At 41.6% G+C, this 19,034-nt stretch carries 13 protein-coding genes and 1 riboswitch; of the genes, 8 read left to right on the top strand and 5 right to left on the bottom strand.

The features are described 5' to 3' along the window. Window positions 1-28: 28 nt before the first annotated feature. Entirely contained in the window at window positions 29-1,351 is a 1,323-nt protein-coding gene (locus AN393_RS16110; protein ID WP_055018606.1) for a sodium-dependent transporter, read from the bottom strand. A gap of 138 nt (window positions 1,352-1,489) precedes the next feature. On the opposite strand from AN393_RS16110, the gene AN393_RS16105 reads away from it, so the two are divergent. Beyond that, a complete protein-coding gene (locus AN393_RS16105) occupies window positions 1,490-2,233 on the top strand; it encodes a 4'-phosphopantetheinyl transferase superfamily protein (protein ID WP_055018605.1) in 744 nt (247 codons plus the stop codon). Window positions 2,234-2,251: 18 nt separating this feature from the next. Here the strand turns inward: AN393_RS16105 and lysC are convergent, their stop codons facing one another. Both lysC and nhaD read right to left on the bottom strand, forming a co-directional pair. Continuing rightward, window positions 2,252-3,637 (bottom strand): lysine-sensitive aspartokinase 3, encoded by a 1,386-nt coding sequence (gene lysC, locus AN393_RS16100; RefSeq protein ID WP_055018604.1) that lies wholly within the window; start codon window positions 3,635-3,637, stop codon window positions 2,252-2,254. A gap of 74 nt (window positions 3,638-3,711) precedes the next feature. Further along, window positions 3,712-3,884, bottom strand: a riboswitch (Lysine riboswitch). 98 nt (window positions 3,885-3,982) lie between these two features. After that, window positions 3,983-5,230, bottom strand: a complete 1,248-nt coding sequence (nhaD, locus tag AN393_RS16095) for a sodium:proton antiporter NhaD (RefSeq protein ID WP_055015187.1) — start codon at window positions 5,228-5,230, stop codon at window positions 3,983-3,985. 211 nt (window positions 5,231-5,441) lie between these two features. Here nhaD and AN393_RS16090 point away from each other — a divergent pair, with 211 nt between their 5' ends. From AN393_RS16090 to AN393_RS16075, 4 genes are all read left to right on the top strand, one after another. Beyond that, window positions 5,442-6,713: a hypothetical protein gene (locus AN393_RS16090; RefSeq protein WP_055015188.1), complete on the top strand. Its 1,272-nt coding sequence runs from the start codon at window positions 5,442-5,444 to the stop codon at window positions 6,711-6,713. Window positions 6,714-6,716: 3 nt separating this feature from the next. Continuing rightward, on the top strand, window positions 6,717-7,265 hold the full coding sequence (locus tag AN393_RS16085) for a condensin complex protein MksE (protein WP_024033404.1): 549 nt from the start codon (window positions 6,717-6,719) through the stop codon (window positions 7,263-7,265). Then, window positions 7,262-10,039, top strand: a complete 2,778-nt coding sequence (locus tag AN393_RS16080; RefSeq protein ID WP_055015190.1) for a hypothetical protein — start codon at window positions 7,262-7,264, stop codon at window positions 10,037-10,039. Before AN393_RS16085 ends, AN393_RS16080 begins: the two co-directional genes overlap by 4 nt. A 108-nt stretch (window positions 10,040-10,147) precedes the next feature. Continuing rightward, a complete protein-coding gene (locus AN393_RS16075) occupies window positions 10,148-10,699 on the top strand; it encodes a DUF4136 domain-containing protein (protein ID WP_055018603.1) in 552 nt (183 codons plus the stop codon). A 147-nt stretch (window positions 10,700-10,846) separates the two neighbouring features. On the opposite strand, the gene AN393_RS16070 is transcribed toward AN393_RS16075, so the two are convergent. Continuing rightward, window positions 10,847-11,335, bottom strand: coding sequence for a peptide-methionine (S)-S-oxide reductase (locus AN393_RS16070; protein ID WP_055018602.1), 489 nt, complete (start codon window positions 11,333-11,335; stop codon window positions 10,847-10,849). 176 nt (window positions 11,336-11,511) lie between these two features. On the opposite strand from AN393_RS16070, the gene AN393_RS16065 reads away from it, so the two are divergent. Further along, window positions 11,512-13,362 (top strand): TonB-dependent siderophore receptor, encoded by a 1,851-nt coding sequence (locus AN393_RS16065; protein ID WP_055018601.1) that lies wholly within the window; start codon window positions 11,512-11,514, stop codon window positions 13,360-13,362. A 376-nt stretch (window positions 13,363-13,738) separates the two neighbouring features. Here AN393_RS16065 and AN393_RS16060 read toward each other — a convergent pair whose 3' ends face one another. Next, entirely contained in the window at window positions 13,739-14,002 is a 264-nt protein-coding gene (locus AN393_RS16060; protein ID WP_055015194.1) for a YkgJ family cysteine cluster protein, read from the bottom strand. A 169-nt stretch (window positions 14,003-14,171) separates the two neighbouring features. On the opposite strand from AN393_RS16060, the gene AN393_RS16055 reads away from it, so the two are divergent. Together AN393_RS16055 and AN393_RS16050 are read left to right on the top strand one after the other, a co-directional pair. Continuing rightward, entirely contained in the window at window positions 14,172-15,353 is a 1,182-nt protein-coding gene (locus AN393_RS16055; RefSeq protein WP_055018600.1) for an efflux RND transporter periplasmic adaptor subunit, read from the top strand. Beyond that, a complete protein-coding gene (locus tag AN393_RS16050) occupies window positions 15,350-18,499 on the top strand; it encodes an efflux RND transporter permease subunit (protein WP_055015196.1) in 3,150 nt (1,049 codons plus the stop codon). The genes AN393_RS16055 and AN393_RS16050 overlap by 4 nt, the downstream gene beginning before the upstream one ends. The last annotated feature ends 535 nt before the right edge of the window (window positions 18,500-19,034 follow it).

Below are 19,034 nucleotides of genomic sequence, written 5' to 3'. Positions count from 1 at the left end.
TATCAGTTACTTTATGGCCTGATGATAATTAACCAAACGCAACGTTTGCAAAAACAAGGGTCATTAATATTGGGCACACAAAGCGAATATACTGTGCAAACCAATAATGCGCCCCTGTGGTTGCTTGGCGCAATTTATTACCACGCTGCCACATCCATCCTGCGGTAACAAAGTAAAACAAGCCCATAAGCGGTAATTGGTATTGGGTAAACAACATAATAACTAAACCAAATAACCACTCAAAATTTAATATAATGGCACTTGCGCATACAAGCACAATTAAACTGACAGCCCACGTGGCTTTAGTACGATCTACGCGGTGGTTTTCGACTAAAAAGGCAACGGGTATTTCGGTGGTTGAAATAGTTGATGTAACCGAGGCAATCGACATTAGTACAAAAAACAACAAGCCTATTAGTAAACCTATTTCACCCATCGTGCTAAATAGCTCTGGCAAAATAGCAAATATAAGCTGCCCTTCGCCAATTAGTTTACCGCCACTAAACACCTCAACCCCATTGTGTTGTGCAACGTAAATTGCTGGCACAATAAGTAAGCCTGCTAAAAATGCCACGCTGGTATCAAGCAGTGCAACGCTTGCGGTTAGTTTTGGCAGGTTAGCATTGGGCTGTAAGTACGAGCCGTAAATCATCATACAACCTACACCTAATGAGAGCGAGAAAAACGCCTGCCCCATAGCTGCAATAATTAAATTAGGGTCGAGCACTTGGCTAAAGTCAGGTATTAAATACGCGGCAAAGCCTTCGCTTGCCCCCTCAAGGCTGGCTATATAAACAATTAAACCAACCAATAAAACTAATAGTAACGGCATTAAGCGGCGCGACCAGGTTTCAATACCCGATTTAACCCCTTTTAAAATAATGCTGGCGGTTAAAATAAGCATAAGCGGGGTAAATATAAAATTGCGCAGTACCGAGTCGCTATGTAAAAACTCGCTTACGCCATCAAAGCCTAAAAATGACGTTATGGGTTCAATAGCGTATGAAAGCATCCACCCGGCTACAATAGAATAAAAGCTAAGCATAACCACAGCGCCTGCAAGGCCTATATACCCCGCCGCAGCCCCAACTTTTTTGTTGGTATTTTGCCACGCATTCCCTAATGCTTTTACTGGGTTTGCTTGTGCTTGGTGCCCTAAATAAAGCTCGGTATAAAGCGCAGGTAGCGCAAGTAAAAATATAACAACAAAGTAAACCAATAAAAATGCACCGCCACCATGGTTGGCCGCTTGCGTAGGAAAACCCCATATATTACCTAAACCCACTGCTGCGCCTGCAGCGGCTAAAACAAAACCAAAACGGCTTTGAAATCCATCACGCACTTGTGCCATACATCTACAAATTCTGTTATTCTTTGATTATTGTGAATTAAACCATATTTAATGCCAACTGAGTAATAAAATTGCTGTTGGCATAAATAAGCGCTGTTAACCGCTCATTATTACAGCACTCTCTTAATTTAAGCGTGTATGACTAACCATTTTTTTAAAAACACCCTAAGTATTGCTCCCTCTTTTTATAGCTATTTACCCCGTAGCAACAATACTATTTTAGTGTTTAATGCCAACATACTTAATGTAGAACACCTTGATTTAAGCCAGTACCTAAGCCCATTTGAACTAAGCGTTATAAATCGCCGTAAACGTATGCAAGCAAAGCAAGAGTACCTTGCATCGCGCTTATTACTAAAGCAACTCGCAAAGCATACTCAGCCCCAATACGCGCACGTACCGCTTAATAAAATGAGCACCCACTTTAATGAAAAATGCTCAAAACTTCAGCTCCATGTAAACCGCAGCGTTATTAATACGTGTATTTCGCACTCACATGGCTTAGTGGGTGTAGCTCTTAATGTTACTAATACAGAGTTTGGGTTTGATATTGAAAAAATAAGCTTAAAACGCCCATTCGAAAAGCTCGCTAAACATTTTTACAATAAAGCTGAAATTGACTTAATTACCGCACCTACTGCTATTGTGGATCAAGCGTACACATTCTTTAGAATTTGGACTTTAAAAGAGGCGCTCGCTAAAGCAACTAACCGCCCTATAGCGCAATTGCTTAGCCCAAATGTATTTAGTGAGTTCTCACAGCAAAACCTTGTAGCAGCGAGCAACAATATAGCGTGTGGCAATGCGCTATTTGATGTAAGCGTGGCATATAAAAAAAGCACCGACTGGCGGTGCTATGTGCTTAATAACTTAGATACTTAATGACTTGGCTTTATAAGCTTAGGCAGCGCTTTCTAATAAGCGGCTATGTATTGCTTGTACTACAGTATCAGATTCGCCCTGCTCTACTAAAAAGCAAAGGTTGTGCTTACTTGCACCGTGGCAAATTAAACGAATATTAAACTCTTTTAGAACATTCATTAAATTCATTTCGTGCTGGCGTAGCTGTATTTCAGAGCCTATAAGCGCTACTAACGTTAAGTTATTTTCAACCGATACATGGCAAAATTCAGCAAGCTTATCTAAACACGCTTGCTCAAGCTCGGGGCGCGAGGCATTGGGCGCGTTATCAAGGGTAATCGCTACGCTTATTTCTGACGTTGTCACTAAATCGACCGATATATTAAACTCACTTAAAATGGTAAATACACGGGCTAAAAAGCCACTTGCTAATAGCATTTCTGGGCTTTTAAGAGTAAGCAATATTTGGTTTTTACGTTGCGTTACAGCGCGTATACCCGGCTGCTGAGATTTTTCGCGCTCAATCCACGTGCCACCGCGCTCTGGCTCGCGGCTTGAGCCGACAAATACATTAATGTGGCTACGGCTGGCTGGTAAAATAGTGGCTGGGTGCAACACTTTTGCGCCAAATGTAGCCATTTCTGCGGCTTCGTCAAAGCTTAAACGGGCAATTGGTGTTGCTTTTGCACACAAACGAGGGTCGGTGCTAAATATACCCACTACATCGGTCCAAATATGTACGCTTTTAGCGTTAATTGCCTCTGCAAGTAATGCTGCGCTGTAATCTGAGCCACCACGTCCAAGCGTGGTTGTTTGGCCAAACTCATCGCTGCCCACAAAACCTTGAGTCACAATTACTTGCTCATCTAGTAGCGGAATTAATACTTCTTTAGCCGCTTGCGCTGTGGCTTTAACATTAGGTGTTGCTTTACCAAATTGGCTGTCGGTTTTCAGTACTTTTCGTACATCAAAACGGTCAGCATTTAAGCCTTTTAAACGCAGCACTTGCGCAAATAAGTAAGACGACAAGCGCTCACCAAAGCTAAGTAATTCATCGTGTTGTTGATCTGTAGTAAGTGTTTCAAGGGCTAGTGTTTGGAATGCTTTTAATGTTTCGTTAAAGCCTACGGCTAAATCGGCATCAAGCGACAACTCATCTAAAATAGCCTGCTGAATAGCCAATACGCCATCAATGTGCTCTTGGCGTTGTTCTTTACTAAGGTCGGGTTTACACAATGCAACTAAGTGGTTAGTTACGCCAGCACTGGCGCTCACAACAACAATACGTACGCTTTTATCTTCAACAATAATTTCGCTGCAACGATTCATCGCTTCAAAGTTTGCAACACTGGTTCCGCCAAATTTGGCAACGATGTAATCTGATTTTGCGCCTGATACTGTTTGTGGCACTGATTGGGTAGTCATTTCGTCTCCTTTCGCGGTATCCAGACCGCTGAAAAACAAGAAGAACTTGGCAAAGGAATATATTTGATGTGTCCGCTGCCAGAAGCTCTCCACCTAAGTTGGTGACAGTTTTGGGGATTCAGCCCCATAAACCGAAAAACATTGTCGACGTAACTTTGTTTTCCTCGGCGAGTACTTCCCTCTTTAATGGTTATGGGCGTTCGTCACCTACCATTAAATACCTAAGTATCGCACCTCTTCTGAATGCTTTATTAACCATTGGCTAAATAAAACAAAGCCCCGCTAATTAGCGGGGCTTTGAAAGTTATCGTTTAGACGTCTAGGTGTCAAGCATTTATAGTAAAATTAAACAAAGCTACCCATAAAATAAGCGCCTGTATAACCTACGGTATAACAAATTAATAATTGCAGTGATAATTTAAAATAACTAGTAAAAGTAAGTGCTTTAAGTTTGCTCATTGCAATTATACCCGCTGCTGAACCAATTATTAGCATTGACCCACCTACCCCTGTTGCATAGGTAAACGACAACCAATGCTGTTGGCTCATTACTATATCTGCTTTTAATAGCGCAGCGGTAAGCGGTACATTATCAACCCCAGCTGATAATATGCCCATTAAGTAGTTAGCGTACTCAGGTGACATTATTGCGTATAAATCGGTAAATTTACTTAAAATGCCAATCTCTTTTAATGCCCCTACCAATAATAAAACCCCAACGAAAAACAGTAGCGTGTCGTATTCTATGTCGCGCACAAAGTCTATTATGTCTTTGTTTATATCTTTTTTGCGCATTAAAAATTGCGCCACTAAAAACATAACCGACAAACCAAATAAAAATGTAAGTAGCGGCGGTACGCTGTAAATTACGCTAAGTGTTAACGTACTTACCACGGTTGATAAAAATATAATGGCAATAGTAATGTCGGTTTTTTCTATGCGTTTTTTTTGCGAGCCTTGGAACTCTATTTTCCCTTTCATACCAATAGAAAGCAAAAGCGCGAGTAACATCACACTTATAAACGCAGGCGCTATAAGCAGTAATAAGTTGGCAATAGACACTTTGCCATCTAAAAATATCATTAAGGTGGTTACATCACCGGTTATTAACGATACACCGCCAGAGTTAACCCCAAACACAATAAGTGTGGCGTATTTAATCAGCTTTTTAGCTTCAAGCTGTAACGACATAACCACAGCAAGTGATATAAGGGTAGCGGTTACGTTGTCAGAAATAGACGAAAACAAAAAAGCAAACCCGCCCACTAAAAACATAAGTTGTCGCTCGCTAATGCTTTTAGGCATTACCCGATGCACTATGTTTTCTATAAACCCTTTAGAATTTAAATACGCAACAAAGGTCATGGCGGCCATTAAAAACAACCAGAGTGAGGCTATTTCTAGTATGTTTTCGTTTAAAAGGTGCTGAATTTCGGTGGGGCTTTGCCCATGAAGAGGGTTAACAAAAAGTATAATCCAACAAAGCGTGCCAAAAAATAGCGTTGTTTTAGCTTTATTTACGTGAATTATATCTTCTATAACGATCAGTAAGAAGGCAATCGCTATTAGGGTTAAAATTATCGAGGGGACCATGGTAGTTAAATAACCTTTGATATAGTTTTAAAGAACACACAAAAATCACTCCTTTGTGCGTGCCCAATTTCGGTGCGAATTTTAGCACCGCCCTCATGCAAAAACTATTATTAAATGGTCTTAAAAACGAATACTATTTACTGGTAGAATACGTAATAATGAGTCAACTTTAAGAACTCAATAATAAAATACTAGGATGTTGTAACCTCTTATGATCCCAGCTAAAAAGCTGCTAAATACCCTTAGCGAACATTGGGGTGTTTTAGAGCTATTATTTAAACGTTTTAAAATGGCCGACTTTAGCCTAAAAGACGTACAAAACGCTATTAAACAAAAACAGCCTACGTGGACAAACGAGCGCATATACAAAGAAACAAATCGTTTGCTCAATCAAGATATACTTATTCCATTGGCTAAGTCTTCGCAGCTTGAAATTAACCGTGCCATTGCCGATTTTGCGACCTTTTTATTACAAGAAGAACACCTAGGTTTAGCACAAGAAATTAGCGTTTTGGTTGATGATTTAGCCCGTCTAGGAAACCGACTAGATAACGCAGGCGAAATGGAAGACTTTGACGATTTACGCCGTTTTAGCCGCATTATGGATGATCGGGTGCGTAAAATAATGAAGCTTTACGCACACAACGAAAACGCCATATTAAATATAGTTGAGCAGGCTAAATCTGATCACGCTGTGCAATCTTTGCAAAAGCGATACAAAGCCGTAATAGAGGCCTTTGACGAATACATAGAGCCCATGCTTGAAATGGTCGATATTAGAGGCGACTTTCATGCTTGCTTTACCCGTATTGAGCAGCAAATAAGTAAGCAAATAGAGCACATTGAACGCTCAGGTAAAGCGTACAGTGACAAACGCATGCTTGAGCAATTACGCACCCGTATACTCGAAATGCATTTGATTGGCCGAGAAAGCTTACGTAAAAGTGCCGATATGCTTATGCCACTGCGCGAAGAGCTGCGCCGTAATAACTTAATTACCCGCCAAGCGGCAAAAGTGCTTGGCCTGGTACGTAAAAATGGCGTAGACAACATGCTAAGCGCGGTGCAACCAAACTTTGTCAGTGATGCCCAACGTTACTCGCTTGGGCAACAGCGCCATATAGTAGCCTACATGGCAAGCTTGGTAGAATTTGAACACGAAGAATACCAGCTTCCAGAGCAACAAGACGTACCGGCATTTGTAACGCCTAACATTCCTGATTACCACGATGTTAAAAAAACCTTTGCAAAACGCTTTAATAAAAAACGCAAAAAGCCTCAGCCATTGCTGCAATTTTTAGACGAAAGCTACCCCGAGTTAGAGGCCGACGAAATGCTATTTTTATATCAAAAATTAGTCAGCGACAGTGAAATTCACATTAGCCAAAGCGATGAAAAAGCGCGCATAAAAATTGCCGGCCAGCATTTTTCGTTATACCCATTTAATTCAGCGCCTCAGCCAGATACACAGGCAGACGAGTAACACATGACACATATAAACCTAGACGAGCTAACACACCTGCAAGCCATTAATAAAAAATTAGGCGCGGGTTATCATATTTGCGAACAAGACAACGTAATGTGGCAAGAGCTTGACCAACACATAGAATCTTACAGTGCCTTATTTAGCGCCCTGGGCCACGATTTAAAACACGACAGCCGTGGCTTTTACTATTTTGCCAGCGACGAAAGTACACCGAATATGGGTAAAATCTCCCGTGCTATTGCGCTAACTATTTACATTTTAATTGAGCACTTTGCCAATACAGGTAAAGACCCAATGCGCGCCCTATTTGATGAAGTAAACGATTTAGAACTGATGCAAACCTTAGTGCAAATTAACAAACATTTGTTTGATCAGCTTGAGATCTTTTCGGGCTCAGATTTACGAAAAGACGTTTACCTGCGCATGGTACGTTTAGGCCTTGCCCGCGAAGTAGAAGGCGGCTTTATGCTACAAGCGCCTATTCACCGTTACATTGATGCACTTATGGAAGTAAACGAAGAAACCTACATTACGGAGGACGAGCAATGAAAAACTTATACGGACTAAGTAAACTCGCCCTACTTAATACCGCAGGTTATGCAAAGTGTGTGATCCCACTTGATAAAAGCAGCTCTATTTGTGCGCCAAACAATACCGGTAAAAGCTCGGTTATTAACGCCCTGCAGTTTCCGCTAATAAATGATTTGCGCCTAACCGAGTGGGACGGCCATGATTTAGATGAAACCCGTAAATTTTATTTTTCATCGGATCAATCGTACATTTTACTCGAAGCTAACCTCCCTCATGGCTCGGTCGTAATTGGGGTTGCAGGCCTTGGTAAAATAGCCGGTTACGCGCATCAGTACTTTTGTTATCAAGGCACACTTGATTTAGCGCAGTACACGCAAGGTAATACCATAATTAAGTTTACCAAGCTGTTTAATCATTTAAAAACGCAAGGTTACAACCCAATAGAGCTAAAAGCACAAGAGCTAAACGCCCTGCTTACCGGTGGCGCAACGCCCTTTGACGGCGACATTAATTTAAAAATGATCCCGCTTAATAACGTGCAAGACTCCGCCATTTATAAAGAAATATTTAGGCGTATTCTTAACTTACACAAATTAGGCGCAAGCGATGTTAAACGCTTTATGTTACGTGTGTTTGAGCGCCATATGTCAAACTCTAAAGTGGACTTTTATGAAGTATGGCGTCGCTCGTTTGATAAAGTAAACCGCGCTAAACGCGAATTAAAAGCCCTTGAATCAATGCAAGAGCCAATAAGTGCGCTTGAATCAATGCTTGAAAACCAAACCGTGCTTAAAGGTAAGTTAGCAGCTTACGCACCTAAAATTGACCAAGCACTAATAGACTTTGACACCTACCAAGAAGAGCAACTAAGCGAACTCGCCATTGCCCTTGAAGATATAGAGCACGAAAAACACGAGTTTGAACAAAAGCAAAGCTTATACGTGCAGCAATCGCGCGATATAGAGCGCAAACAAACCCAAATTGAGCAATGGTTTTTAGATTACAGCGCTCTAAAAAGCGAGTTTGAACTGGTAAATAAAGCCACCCTTAAAGCAAACCTTGCGCAACTAAAGCAAGATTACGAGTCGCTTTCGCACTCTATTACCAGCGCACAAGGGCAAAGCCTACATACGCTTGATTACCGCATTAGCGAAACCCAAAAACAAATAAAAAGTTTAAAACTACAGCTTAAAAACCTTGAGTTTAATTTGTTTACTCGTATGCGCGAAGACCTATCACTCAAAGAAGTAGAAGAAATATCGCGCATTTTAAATCCCGACCTACTCTCGTTCGCAACCACCAGCCAGGGCGATATAACCATTGATGACGAAGACGCCTTTGGGGAATTTTTATCGCTATTAAGTGAAAACGTTAAAGGCGGTGTGCTAACCCTTCCAGGGGCAAGCATTAAGCTTAAAAAACTCTCGCCTGTACAAATGCAAAGCGGCGAAAACAAAGCCCAGCTTAGCGCTCAATTAGACGCGCTTGAACGCTCCTTAAAAGAGTTTAAACAACAGCGCGAAGTAGCCGCTAACGTGGCAGAGAAACAAAAAGAAAAAGATGCACTTTATGATGAGCTATTGAGCGCAGAGAGCGCACTTAAACGCTTAGAGCAATTTGAGGTAATGCAGCAGTCGGTAGAAGCGCAAGCCATGCTAAAAGAGCAATTATTAGCAGAGCGCGAACAAGTTGACGACTACCTGCAAGATATTCAAAAAAATAGTGGCTCAATTGCAGACAGACGTTCGTTAATTAAATCTAAGCAAGAGCAAATTAATCGCCAAACCGAGCGCCTTCGCCAAGTTAAAAGCGAGCGAATTGACCACACGCTTGATTTATACAGCGGGAAAGTAACCCCATATATGATTGATATAACAGTCGATTTTGATAACTTAAGCGACCTAGTACATCACTTTAATAAAGACTGCCAAGAGCTGCGCAACTTTGACATAAACGTACGTAATACCTATTTGCATGTATATAACGCGGGTATTACTAAGTTCGATAACGAAAACGACGAATTTACTAAATACCAAAAGTTGATTAGTGCATTTCATAACCTTGATAACGAACGCGATGCCGTTGAGCGCCAAGGTCGCGTAGCCCTAACCGAAGTAGCCGCAACCATTAAAGGCTTGCGTGAAGATTTAGATCGCCTTCGTCGCGAAATGAACAGCTTTAATAAAGGCATAAGCCAGCACCGTATTTCTAACCTGCAAGCGTTTAAAATTAACGTAATACCGCGCAAGATGCTGGTTGATAGTATTGATACCATTATCAGCACGTCGCATCAGTTTGAGCAAGGCGACACCCTTGATTTATTAAGCCAAGAACCTTACAGCGAAAGCGCAGTAAACGAAGCAAAAGATCACCTAATAAAACTTGCCTCAGACAAAGCTGGCCTTACATTAACTGATTTGTTCGACATTCGTTTTGAAGTGGTAAACCGCGCAGGTGAAACCGAACACTTTGAAAAAATCGATTCAGCCGGTTCAAACGGCACACGTATCACCATTAAGTTATTATGTGGCATGTTGTTTATTCGTTACTTATTAAGCGATCAAGAACAAAACCTTTACCGTATACCTATTTATATAGATGAAGCGGCCGATATCGACCCGCAAAACCAAAAAGCAATCATAGAAACCGCATTGAGCTTTGGCTTTGTGCCTATATTTGCCTCAGTTAAGCCACAGGTAAGCTGTGATTACATTGTACCTATTCGTTCAGTAAAGGATGGCGCCCAAAACTGGGTAGACGAAAAAGACTGGATAGAAGTTGAACACAGTTAATTGGCCGTTAAGGCAAACCAACTAAACTAAAATATAGGACGTTAAACTAATACACATTTAAACGATGTGTGTTATTTTAAATTAACGCATTTTATTGGAGCAAAGGTAATGAAAAATATACTTATTGTTGCAGCGCTGGCATTACTTACAGCCTGTACGCAAACCCCAGACTGGGATTACGACAAATCAGCCAACTTTAGTAATTTTAAAACATTTGCTTGGGTAGAAAACGCGAGCCTAACCAAAGACACCACAAACTACCAAATTAACGGTTTAATGGAAAAACGCGTACGTACCGCTGTTAATAAAGAACTTAGCCAAACATTAGGTATGACCCTAGTTGACGCCGCACAAGCTGACGTATTAGTTAACTACCATGCATCGGTAGATAAAGAGCTCGAAGTAGACAGCTTTAACGTAGGCTACGGCGCACGTTGGGGGTACTGGGGTACGGGCTTTCAACGCGATATTAGCGCCCGCGAGTACGAAGTAGGTACGTTAGTAATTGATATTATTGACCGCGAATCAAACCAGCTGATATGGCGCGGTGCTAAAGAGGGCCGTTTAAAGAAAAAACAATCGCCTGAGCAGCGCGAAGCATCAATTAAAGAAACCGTCGCTAATATTTTAAGTAACTTCCCGCCGCAAAAGCAGCAGTAAGTTAAAATTGGCGTTAAGTAACTTTTAAAAGCTCACAATATGTGAGCTTTTTTATGGCTGTTTGTTTTGGGACTTTAGATTGAAGTAATTACGAGCTTCGCTCGCCACGTCAGCAAGCTGCACGTCTACATAGACACTGCGTTAAATTTACGATTTATACTTATACAATAACTCAAGGGGTATATGGCAATAGTCATCAGGGTGGTTAGTTAATCGGTCTTGGTGCTCTGCATCGCTTGGTACGTAATTAGTAAGCTTCTCAACGCCTACTACAACTTTTTCGGCATCACTGCGCTTATTTATATAATTGCTTGCTGCGTCTAAATGGTTTTGGTGTTTACTGTAAATAGCAGTGCGGTATTTAGGGCCTACGTCATCTCCTTGTTTATTAATGCTGTATGGGTCAATAATTTCAAAAAAGTAGTCAAACAGCTTATTTAGGGTAACGGCGTTTGGGTCAAAAATGACCTTTACGCATTCTGCATAACCATCGTATTCGCCACCTGTCGTTTTATTTGTACCATTAGCGCGCCCTGCTTCAGTACTTATTACACCTGGTAAGTGTTTCATAAACTCTTGTACACCCCACAGGCAGCCACCAGCAAAGTAAATAGTATTATGTTCTTTAGTATCCATTATAAATGTTACCTAATGAGAAAAGTGTGAATGGTTATCAAATGCAGTTATTAACAAATTAATGTACAATCGCGCACAAAATGTCTGCTGTTACATTTAGTTATTTTATCATGCTCAAATATATGCTTTGAAATTAATTGTAACCGCCGCTACAAATAAAAAACGACGAGAAACACATGAGCCGCACACCACACATTATATTACCTGCACTATTATGCAGCGTTACCCCATTTGTTGATGCTAATACGCTACCTGATGAGTCTTCAATAGAGCAAATAACGGTTGAAGCTTCGCCTACTGCGAATAAACTGCCTGTCGGTACATTTGACTCGCCTATTTCTAATTTAGAGTATGACCCGCGTGTTGATTTACAGTCGCGTAATATGGCTGAGGCGCAAGCTGATGTAACTATTCGTGGTGGAATTTTTGAAAATACCGGTTTTAGAGTCGGCAGTGCTACCCTACTTGACCCGCAATCTGGTCATTATTTTGCTGAAATACCTATTGCACCGCAAATGCTAAGCGGCCCCGCAGTTTTAACCGGTGCCGATAACGCACTGTACGGTATGAACAGCTCTGTAGGTACAGTTTCGTTTGGTTGGAAACCAATTATTACTGGCGGTAGTGTATCGCTTGGCACTGGTACGAACGACTTTAACCTGCAAAGTATTCACGCTGCTAAAAACACACAACTTGATAGCTTAGCTAACTATACCCTGGGCTTTGAAGGTGAGTACTCTCACTCGCAAAGTGATGGCACTATTGATAATGGCGATCATGACTTTTCGCGCGCCTCAGCTCGCCTGCAATTAGTAAGCGAGCATAGCCAAACCGATTTATTTTATGGCTCGCAAGATAAGTTTTTTGGCTGGCCTAACTTATATACCCCTTTTGGCGTTAACGAAACAGAAGATTTAGAAACCCGCCTTTGGATGCTTAATCACAAACAAAATTACGCTGAAAACAGCAATTTTGAAGTATCGGCATATTACCGTACCCATGACGATCACTATATTTATTCGCGCGAAAACCCAAGTGCATTTGAAGCTTTTCATAAAAGTGAAATTAAATCACTTGCTCTTTCGGGCCGCCATGCACAAAGCGATGCACTGGCAATCAATTACTCGGCACAATTTATTGATGACTCGATTGAATCAACCACACTTGAAAACAACTTTACCTCACGAAAGTATTACAAGCTGAGTATATTGCCTGAATACACAATAGCGCTAAAAAACGAACAACTTACCTTTCGCTTAGGGGCTGCGTATGATGATACCAATCGTGATGATGCTAAAGTTTCTGCCATTGGTGATATAACCTTAAATACGCAAAATAGTGACGGCACAGCACACACTCTTTATTTATCGTACGCGCAAGCGAGCCAAGTCGCAGGCTACACAGCCATTGGCGGCAGCGATTCTGGCGGGTTATTTAGAAGTAACTACAACCTTGAGCGCGAAACAACGTCAAACTTAGAGCTAGGCTTATTACTTGAAGAGCAAAGCTGGCAGTTAAACTCGGCTATTTTTTATCGAAAAGATAATAACTTAACCGACTGGACCTTTAATTTTGACTCCACCTCTGCGCGCTTTGCTAACCCAGTTGATATTGATACTGCAGGGGTTGAATTTTTAGCGACTAAACACTTTGATTCTGCAAAACTTATTGCTAGCTACACCTATTTGCATAAATCAGAAAACTACGGCGCAGCCGATATTGATGCTAGCTTTTACGCGTTAAACTTTCCTGATCACCGTTTAACACTCGGCGCTGTGTACAACCCAACAGATATTTTAGAATTTAGAATAGATAACGAATGGCGTACACAACACAAAAACGCGCTTAGAAACGGCCACGACAACGCGTTATTTACCCAGCTAACGCTTAAAATAACCCCGCCTCAGTTAAGCAATTTATTTATTACTTTAGCGGCTGATAACTTATGGGATGAGTCGTTTGAAGAAATACCAGGTACACCAGGACGCGGTGAGCAATATACGTTAAGCGCAACGTATAGTTGGTAAAAATTAAAGTGGCGTTTACAAACTCAATTTATACTTTGATTTGTAAACGCTGTGTTTTTTATAACAGCGCTATTTTAGACAAAAAATATTGCACAAAGAGAAGCTAATGAGAAGTAAATGAGAAAACACAAACCAACTATTACTTAAAGTTAATCTCTTCCTCTAAAAGCGCAGCGCCTCTTCCCCTCTTTGTGAATAAATCACTTTTACAGGCTTTGCCTGTCACCTAAGCAAGCTTTACGTCTACAAAGTAAGCGTATATCTACACATTTGCGGTAGACGCTGAGCTTGCTCGCGTTAAAAGCGCAGCTTTTAATTACTTAAAAAATTACTCGATAATAGATAAATGTAAATATATGTGTATTAGCATCGTGAGCTAGGTTAATTGCTCAAGCTCGGTTATAAGTGCTAGAGCCTCTGCATTAGTTGACCCACACACATCAAATGTGGCGCTAAAATCACTACATACTTTAGGACGGCTTTCATCGCCAAATAATTTACATAAATTACGTTCATCTAGCTGAATACAACGCTCTCCGGCTTTTTTACCGTTTGGCATTCCCGGGATTGGCGAGCTAATACTGGGGGCAATGCAGCAAGCACCGCAGCCTAAACGACATGCCATAGGCTCTGTTTTCATAAACACCTCTGTTAGTAAAAGCCAGGCCTTTGTATTTAAATTAACACCCTACCTAGCTCATTATTTATCTGTAATACACATATGTAATGCTTTGTTACATCTTCAAACGCCTTGTAAACACTTTATTGCGTATTATTGCCTTGTCACCAAATATATGAAGGAATGCCTTGTGGCTACTAAAAAACAAATTTTATTACCTGTCGCAGTTTTAGCTGCCGGAATTGCACTGGCAATTGGCCTTTCAGCAATGAAAGCGCCACCAGAAGAAAAACCAGAGCAAGACACTCGCCCACTTGTTGCTGCGCAAAACGTAAACATTGATGCGATAACGCTTGATGTTAAATCGTACGGCGTTGTAAAACCTAAAGACCGTACTGAACTTGTTGCGCAAGTAAGCGGGCAAGTTATTTCAGTAGCCGAACAATTTGTTGAAGGCGCGTTTGTTAAGCAAGGCGATATTTTAGCACGAATTGATCCAAATGATTACGAAGCCGACTTAATTGAAGCCCAAGCAGGCCTTGCACAAGCAAGTTCAGCACTTGAAATTGAACGCGCACAAGCCCATGTTGCTAAAGCCGAATGGGAACGTATTAAATCAGACTCAAGCGATGCAATTGCATCTGAACTTTATTTACGTAAACCACAACTTGCCGAAAAAATGGCAAATTTTAAATCTGCTCAAGCGCGTGTAAAACGCACTAAACGTAACTTAGAACGCACCTACATTAGAGCCCCCTATGATGCCATTATTAACGAGCGCACAATTAGCTTAGGCTCTGTAGTGAGTGCTGGCAGTAAATTTGGTGAGCTAAGCGCGACCTCGGTTGCAGAGGTACGTTTACCGGTTGCAGATAAAGAGCTGCAATACTTAAATAACGGCGGTATTGGCGCACAGGTTGCACTTAATGCCGAATTTGCCGGTAAGCAAACTACCTGGCAAGCCAAGGTTGTACGTAGCGAAGGTGTTGTTGATCAAACCAGCCGTATGAGCTACTTAGTTGCGCAGTTACCTACCCCGTACGCTGATAACACTAAGCCACTGCGTTTTGGCTCTTACATTAACGCTACTATTGAAGGGCGAGCGCTTGATAACGCCATTATAGTGCCGCACCATTTAGTTAAAAATAACAAAATTGCTATCTTAAACGACAATCACACCCTTAGCTTTAAAACGCTTAATATTGTACGTGAACAAAACGGCATGGTCATAGCCGACCAAGGGTTAAGCAGTGGCGAACAACTTATTACCTCTGCCCTGGAATACCCAACAGAAGGCATGGCGGTTAAGCTTGAGGGCATTGAACCTAAAAGCGATGTTACTCAATTAGCACTTAAAGAGGATACACCATGAGTACCTCAGAAAAAGGCTTAATTGCATGGTTTGCACGTAACCCAGTGGCGGCAAACCTCATCATGATTTTTATTCTCATTGGTGGGCTTTTAACAGCGCTGACCATTCGCAAACAGGCATTTCCGCAGTTTGAAAGTAACTGGGTGAGTATTCAAGCGATATACCCAGGCGCCGCCCCGCAAGAGGTTGAAGAAGGCATAACCATAAAAATTGAAGAAAACCTTGAAGGTACCGAGGGTATAAAACGTTTAATAACCTACTCTAACCGAGGTTATGCGCAAGCGTGGGTAGAAATAGAAGAAAAATACGACCTACAAGAAGCCCTAGACGAAATAAAAGCGCAAGTAGACTCTATTAATACCTTTCCTGCGGGGATGGAACGCCCCGTTATTCAACGTGAAAAATTTCAGCAAGAGGTCATGATCCTCGCGCTTTACGGCGACATGAGTTACTACCAGCTTAAAGAGTTAGGTAACGACATAAAAGATGAACTGCTTGCCCTGCCTGGCGTTAACTTAGTCGATTTTTACAGTGGCCTAGATTACGAAATAGGCATAGAAATAAGCCCCGATAAACTACGTGAATATGGCCTTACATTTAGAGATGTTTCAAGCGCGGTGCAAAGCTTTTCTACTAATATGTCGGCAGGACAAATTCGCTCCGACACAGGCTATATCTCTATGCGTGTTGAAAAGCAGGCCTACCGTGGCGGAGAATTTGCAAAGCTTCCGCTTATAACGCTTGCCGATGGTGCACAAATTAATTTAGGCGATGTAGCGACGATTAACGACGGCTTTGAAGAAGGCCTGCTTTACTCTAAATATAACGGTAAAAACTCACTTTCGTTTGAAGTAGATGCCTCAAAAGATCAAGACATAACCGATGTAGCTAAAGTTCTTAAAGGCTACATGGCAGAAAAACAGTCAAAACTTCCACAAGGTGTAAAGCTCTCACCTATTGTTGATTTAACCTACTACCTTGAAGGTCGACTCGATATGATGATCGACAACATGGTATGGGGCGGTATTTTAGTAATGATTGTATTGGCACTATTTTTACCGCTGCGTTTAGCGTTTTGGGTAATGATGGGCTTACCAGTGTCTTTTTTAGGTGCCTTTTTATTTATGCCTGTGGGCTTTTTAGACATCACCATAAACATGGTGTCGTTATTTGCCTTCATTATAGTACTCGGGATTGTGGTCGACGACGCCATAGTTGTGGGCGAATCTGCCAGTGCCGAAATAGAAAAACATGGTCATAGCCTTGATAATGTTATTCGCGGTGTTAAGCGCGTTGCTATGCCCGCTACATTTGGCGTGCTAACCACTATTGCAGCGTTTTTACCCCAAGCTATGGCATCAGGCCCAGGTGCTGCGTTTTCTAAGGCCATTGGTGTGGTTATTATACTGTGTTTGATTTTCTCGTTAATTGAATCAAAGCTAATATTACCTGCGCATATTGCAGCCATGAACCCACGTAAACCTAACCCTAAAAATCCATTACACAAACTGCGTAATGTAGTTGATAACGGTTTAAAACACTTTGTACAAAACTACTACACGCCTTTTATAGGCCATTGTATACATTATCGTTATACCGTAATTATTGGCTTTTTATGTATTTTAATAGTCAGTGCAGGTATGTTTGCAGGCGGGTTGGTTAAGTTTGTGCCTAATCCTAAAATACCGCATGACTTTCCGCGTATTACGTTAGAAATGAACCTAGCCTCTTCGGAGCAGGCAACCCTTGAAACTGCCCGTAAAATTGAAGATGTATTACTCAAAGTAGATAAAGAACTTGAAGAGCAATACGGACAAAGCATGATCCGCGATTTATCGGTAAGCCTACGCGGGCGTACAGAGGCAAACATTATGGCTATTTTAGTAGAGCCACACTTGCGCCCTATCGATACCTTTGAATTAAGCACCCTTTGGCGCGAACAAATGCCACCGCTACCAGGTGTTAAAACGCTTAATATTCAAGATAATATTTTTAGTGGCGGGCGTGATGACGGCGACGTAAGTTTTAGACTACAAGGCAAAAATGCCGATGAGTTAAAAGAAGTAGCCGGTAAATTAAAAGCTAAATTACAAAGCATGGAAGGTGTAGGCGATGTAAACGACTCATTGCAAAGTGCCACAGACGAAGTACAGCTTGATTTAAAACCACTGGCCTACAGCATGGGACTTACACTTGCCGATGTTGCATCGCAAGTAAGCTTTAGTTACTACGGATTAGAAGCACAGCGTATTTTACGCGAAGGCGAAGAAATTAAAGTAATGATCCGCTACCCAGAAAGCGAGCGTAACTCAATTAGCAACATTCAAAATGCGCGCATTATTACGCCAACTGGTGCAGAAGTGCCGTTAAGCGAAGTAGCCGAAGTTAAGCTTGTTGATGGCGTAAACCGTATTCGCCGTGAAAACTCAAACCGTACAGTTAATGTGTGGGCAGCGGTCAATACTGATCAAGTTGAGCCGTTTGCCATTGCACAAGAAATTCGCGATGCCTATTTACCTTCGCTGCTTAAAAGCTACCCAGGCGTTAAAAGTAATGTGGCTGGACGCGTACAAGAAGAGATGGACAGCGCCGATGAGCAGTTACGCGACTTTGCTATATCGCTGATGATTATATTTGCGTTATTAGCTATACCGCTTCGCTCTTACTCGCAGCCGCTTATTATCATGTCGGTTATTCCATTTGGTGTAGTAGGTGCAATGTTTGGTCACGTAATATTAGGTATGACCATGAGCGGACTGTCTATGTTTGGCATTATTGCGGTAGCGGGTATTGTAGTAAACGACTCCCTCGTTATGGTTGATTTTGTAAATAAAGCACGCGCGGAAGGTATGGCTATTAAACAAGCTGTTATGCAAGCCGGTGCAAAGCGCTTTAGAGCTATATTGCTTACCTCAATCACTACATTTATTGGGGTAATGCCAATTATTATGGAAACAAGCTTACAAGCTAAAATAGTTATTCCTATGGCGGTATCGCTGGCCTTTGGTGTGCTTTTTGCCACGGTAATTACCTTGATACTTATACCTTGCCAGTACGTAGCACTAGAAGACGCCAAGCGCCTTACCCGTAAACTATTTGGTAAATCGCAACCTATAAGTATTCAACCAACACCCACTACCAAATAATTAAAGTTTCTCTCCCAACCATTAAAGCTCGGCCTAATACGCCGAGCTTTTTATTAGCCCTGCATTATTAATAGTTTTTATAAAGTGTTTCAAATAAATTATAGGTAATTATTTTAATAATATCAGCGTATTATGCGCCCTCATTTAAAGCACAGCTAACGCATTAAAATGTTATTGCTTAGCATTACGCTCACACCGCAATGGCTTTGAGCAGCTTGTCAGTTAAGTGCCCTCCACTTAGCTCTAATAACGAGGGCGTGTTGACCTTTGGCGTTTGAATTTACAGCAGTATGTTTGGTTTTTAGGCAAGGCAGAGCCTATGAAGTGCGGTTACTCCCCATAAATAGGCGATAACGTAGCATAAATGCCAAACATACGCTGCCCTTTGGGTTCTGCCTAGGGGCGATAAACTCTTTGTTGCCTACATGGATGTTGGTAAGGGCCGGGAGCAGGACGCGGAAGCTTTGCTCGGTTTTTACTTATTCTTACATGGATGTAAGTCATTAGAATAACGCAGGAGCAGTTATCGAGCCCA

Origin of the sequence: Pseudoalteromonas sp. P1-25 (assembly GCF_001401805.1) — a bacterium.
GTDB lineage: Bacteria > Pseudomonadota > Gammaproteobacteria > Enterobacterales > Alteromonadaceae > Pseudoalteromonas.
The sequence above is the reverse complement of the archived record's forward strand: the minus strand, read 5'-3'. Positions and strand labels throughout refer to the sequence as shown.

Excerpts from the sequence above, each read along its gene's own strand:
- AN393_RS16070 (WP_055018602.1), bottom strand. The coding sequence starts at position 11,335 with ATGGATACTAAAGAACATAATACTATTTACTTTGCTGGTGGCTGCCTG.
- lysC (WP_055018604.1), bottom strand. The coding sequence starts at position 3,637 with ATGACTACCCAATCAGTGCCACAAACAGTATCAGGCGCAAAATCAGAT.
- AN393_RS16080 (WP_055015190.1), top strand. The coding sequence starts at position 7,262 with ATGAAAAACTTATACGGACTAAGTAAACTCGCCCTACTTAATACCGCA.
- AN393_RS16060 (WP_055015194.1), bottom strand. The coding sequence starts at position 14,002 with ATGAAAACAGAGCCTATGGCATGTCGTTTAGGCTGCGGTGCTTGCTGC.
- AN393_RS16105 (WP_055018605.1), top strand. The coding sequence starts at position 1,490 with ATGACTAACCATTTTTTTAAAAACACCCTAAGTATTGCTCCCTCTTTT.
- AN393_RS16085 (WP_024033404.1), top strand. The coding sequence starts at position 6,717 with ATGACACATATAAACCTAGACGAGCTAACACACCTGCAAGCCATTAAT.
- AN393_RS16110 (WP_055018606.1), bottom strand. The coding sequence starts at position 1,351 with ATGGCACAAGTGCGTGATGGATTTCAAAGCCGTTTTGGTTTTGTTTTA.
- AN393_RS16065 (WP_055018601.1), top strand. The coding sequence starts at position 11,512 with ATGAGCCGCACACCACACATTATATTACCTGCACTATTATGCAGCGTT.
- AN393_RS16050 (WP_055015196.1), top strand. The coding sequence starts at position 15,350 with ATGAGTACCTCAGAAAAAGGCTTAATTGCATGGTTTGCACGTAACCCA.
- AN393_RS16090 (WP_055015188.1), top strand. The coding sequence starts at position 5,442 with ATGATCCCAGCTAAAAAGCTGCTAAATACCCTTAGCGAACATTGGGGT.
- AN393_RS16075 (WP_055018603.1), top strand. The coding sequence starts at position 10,148 with ATGAAAAATATACTTATTGTTGCAGCGCTGGCATTACTTACAGCCTGT.
- nhaD (WP_055015187.1), bottom strand. The coding sequence starts at position 5,230 with ATGGTCCCCTCGATAATTTTAACCCTAATAGCGATTGCCTTCTTACTG.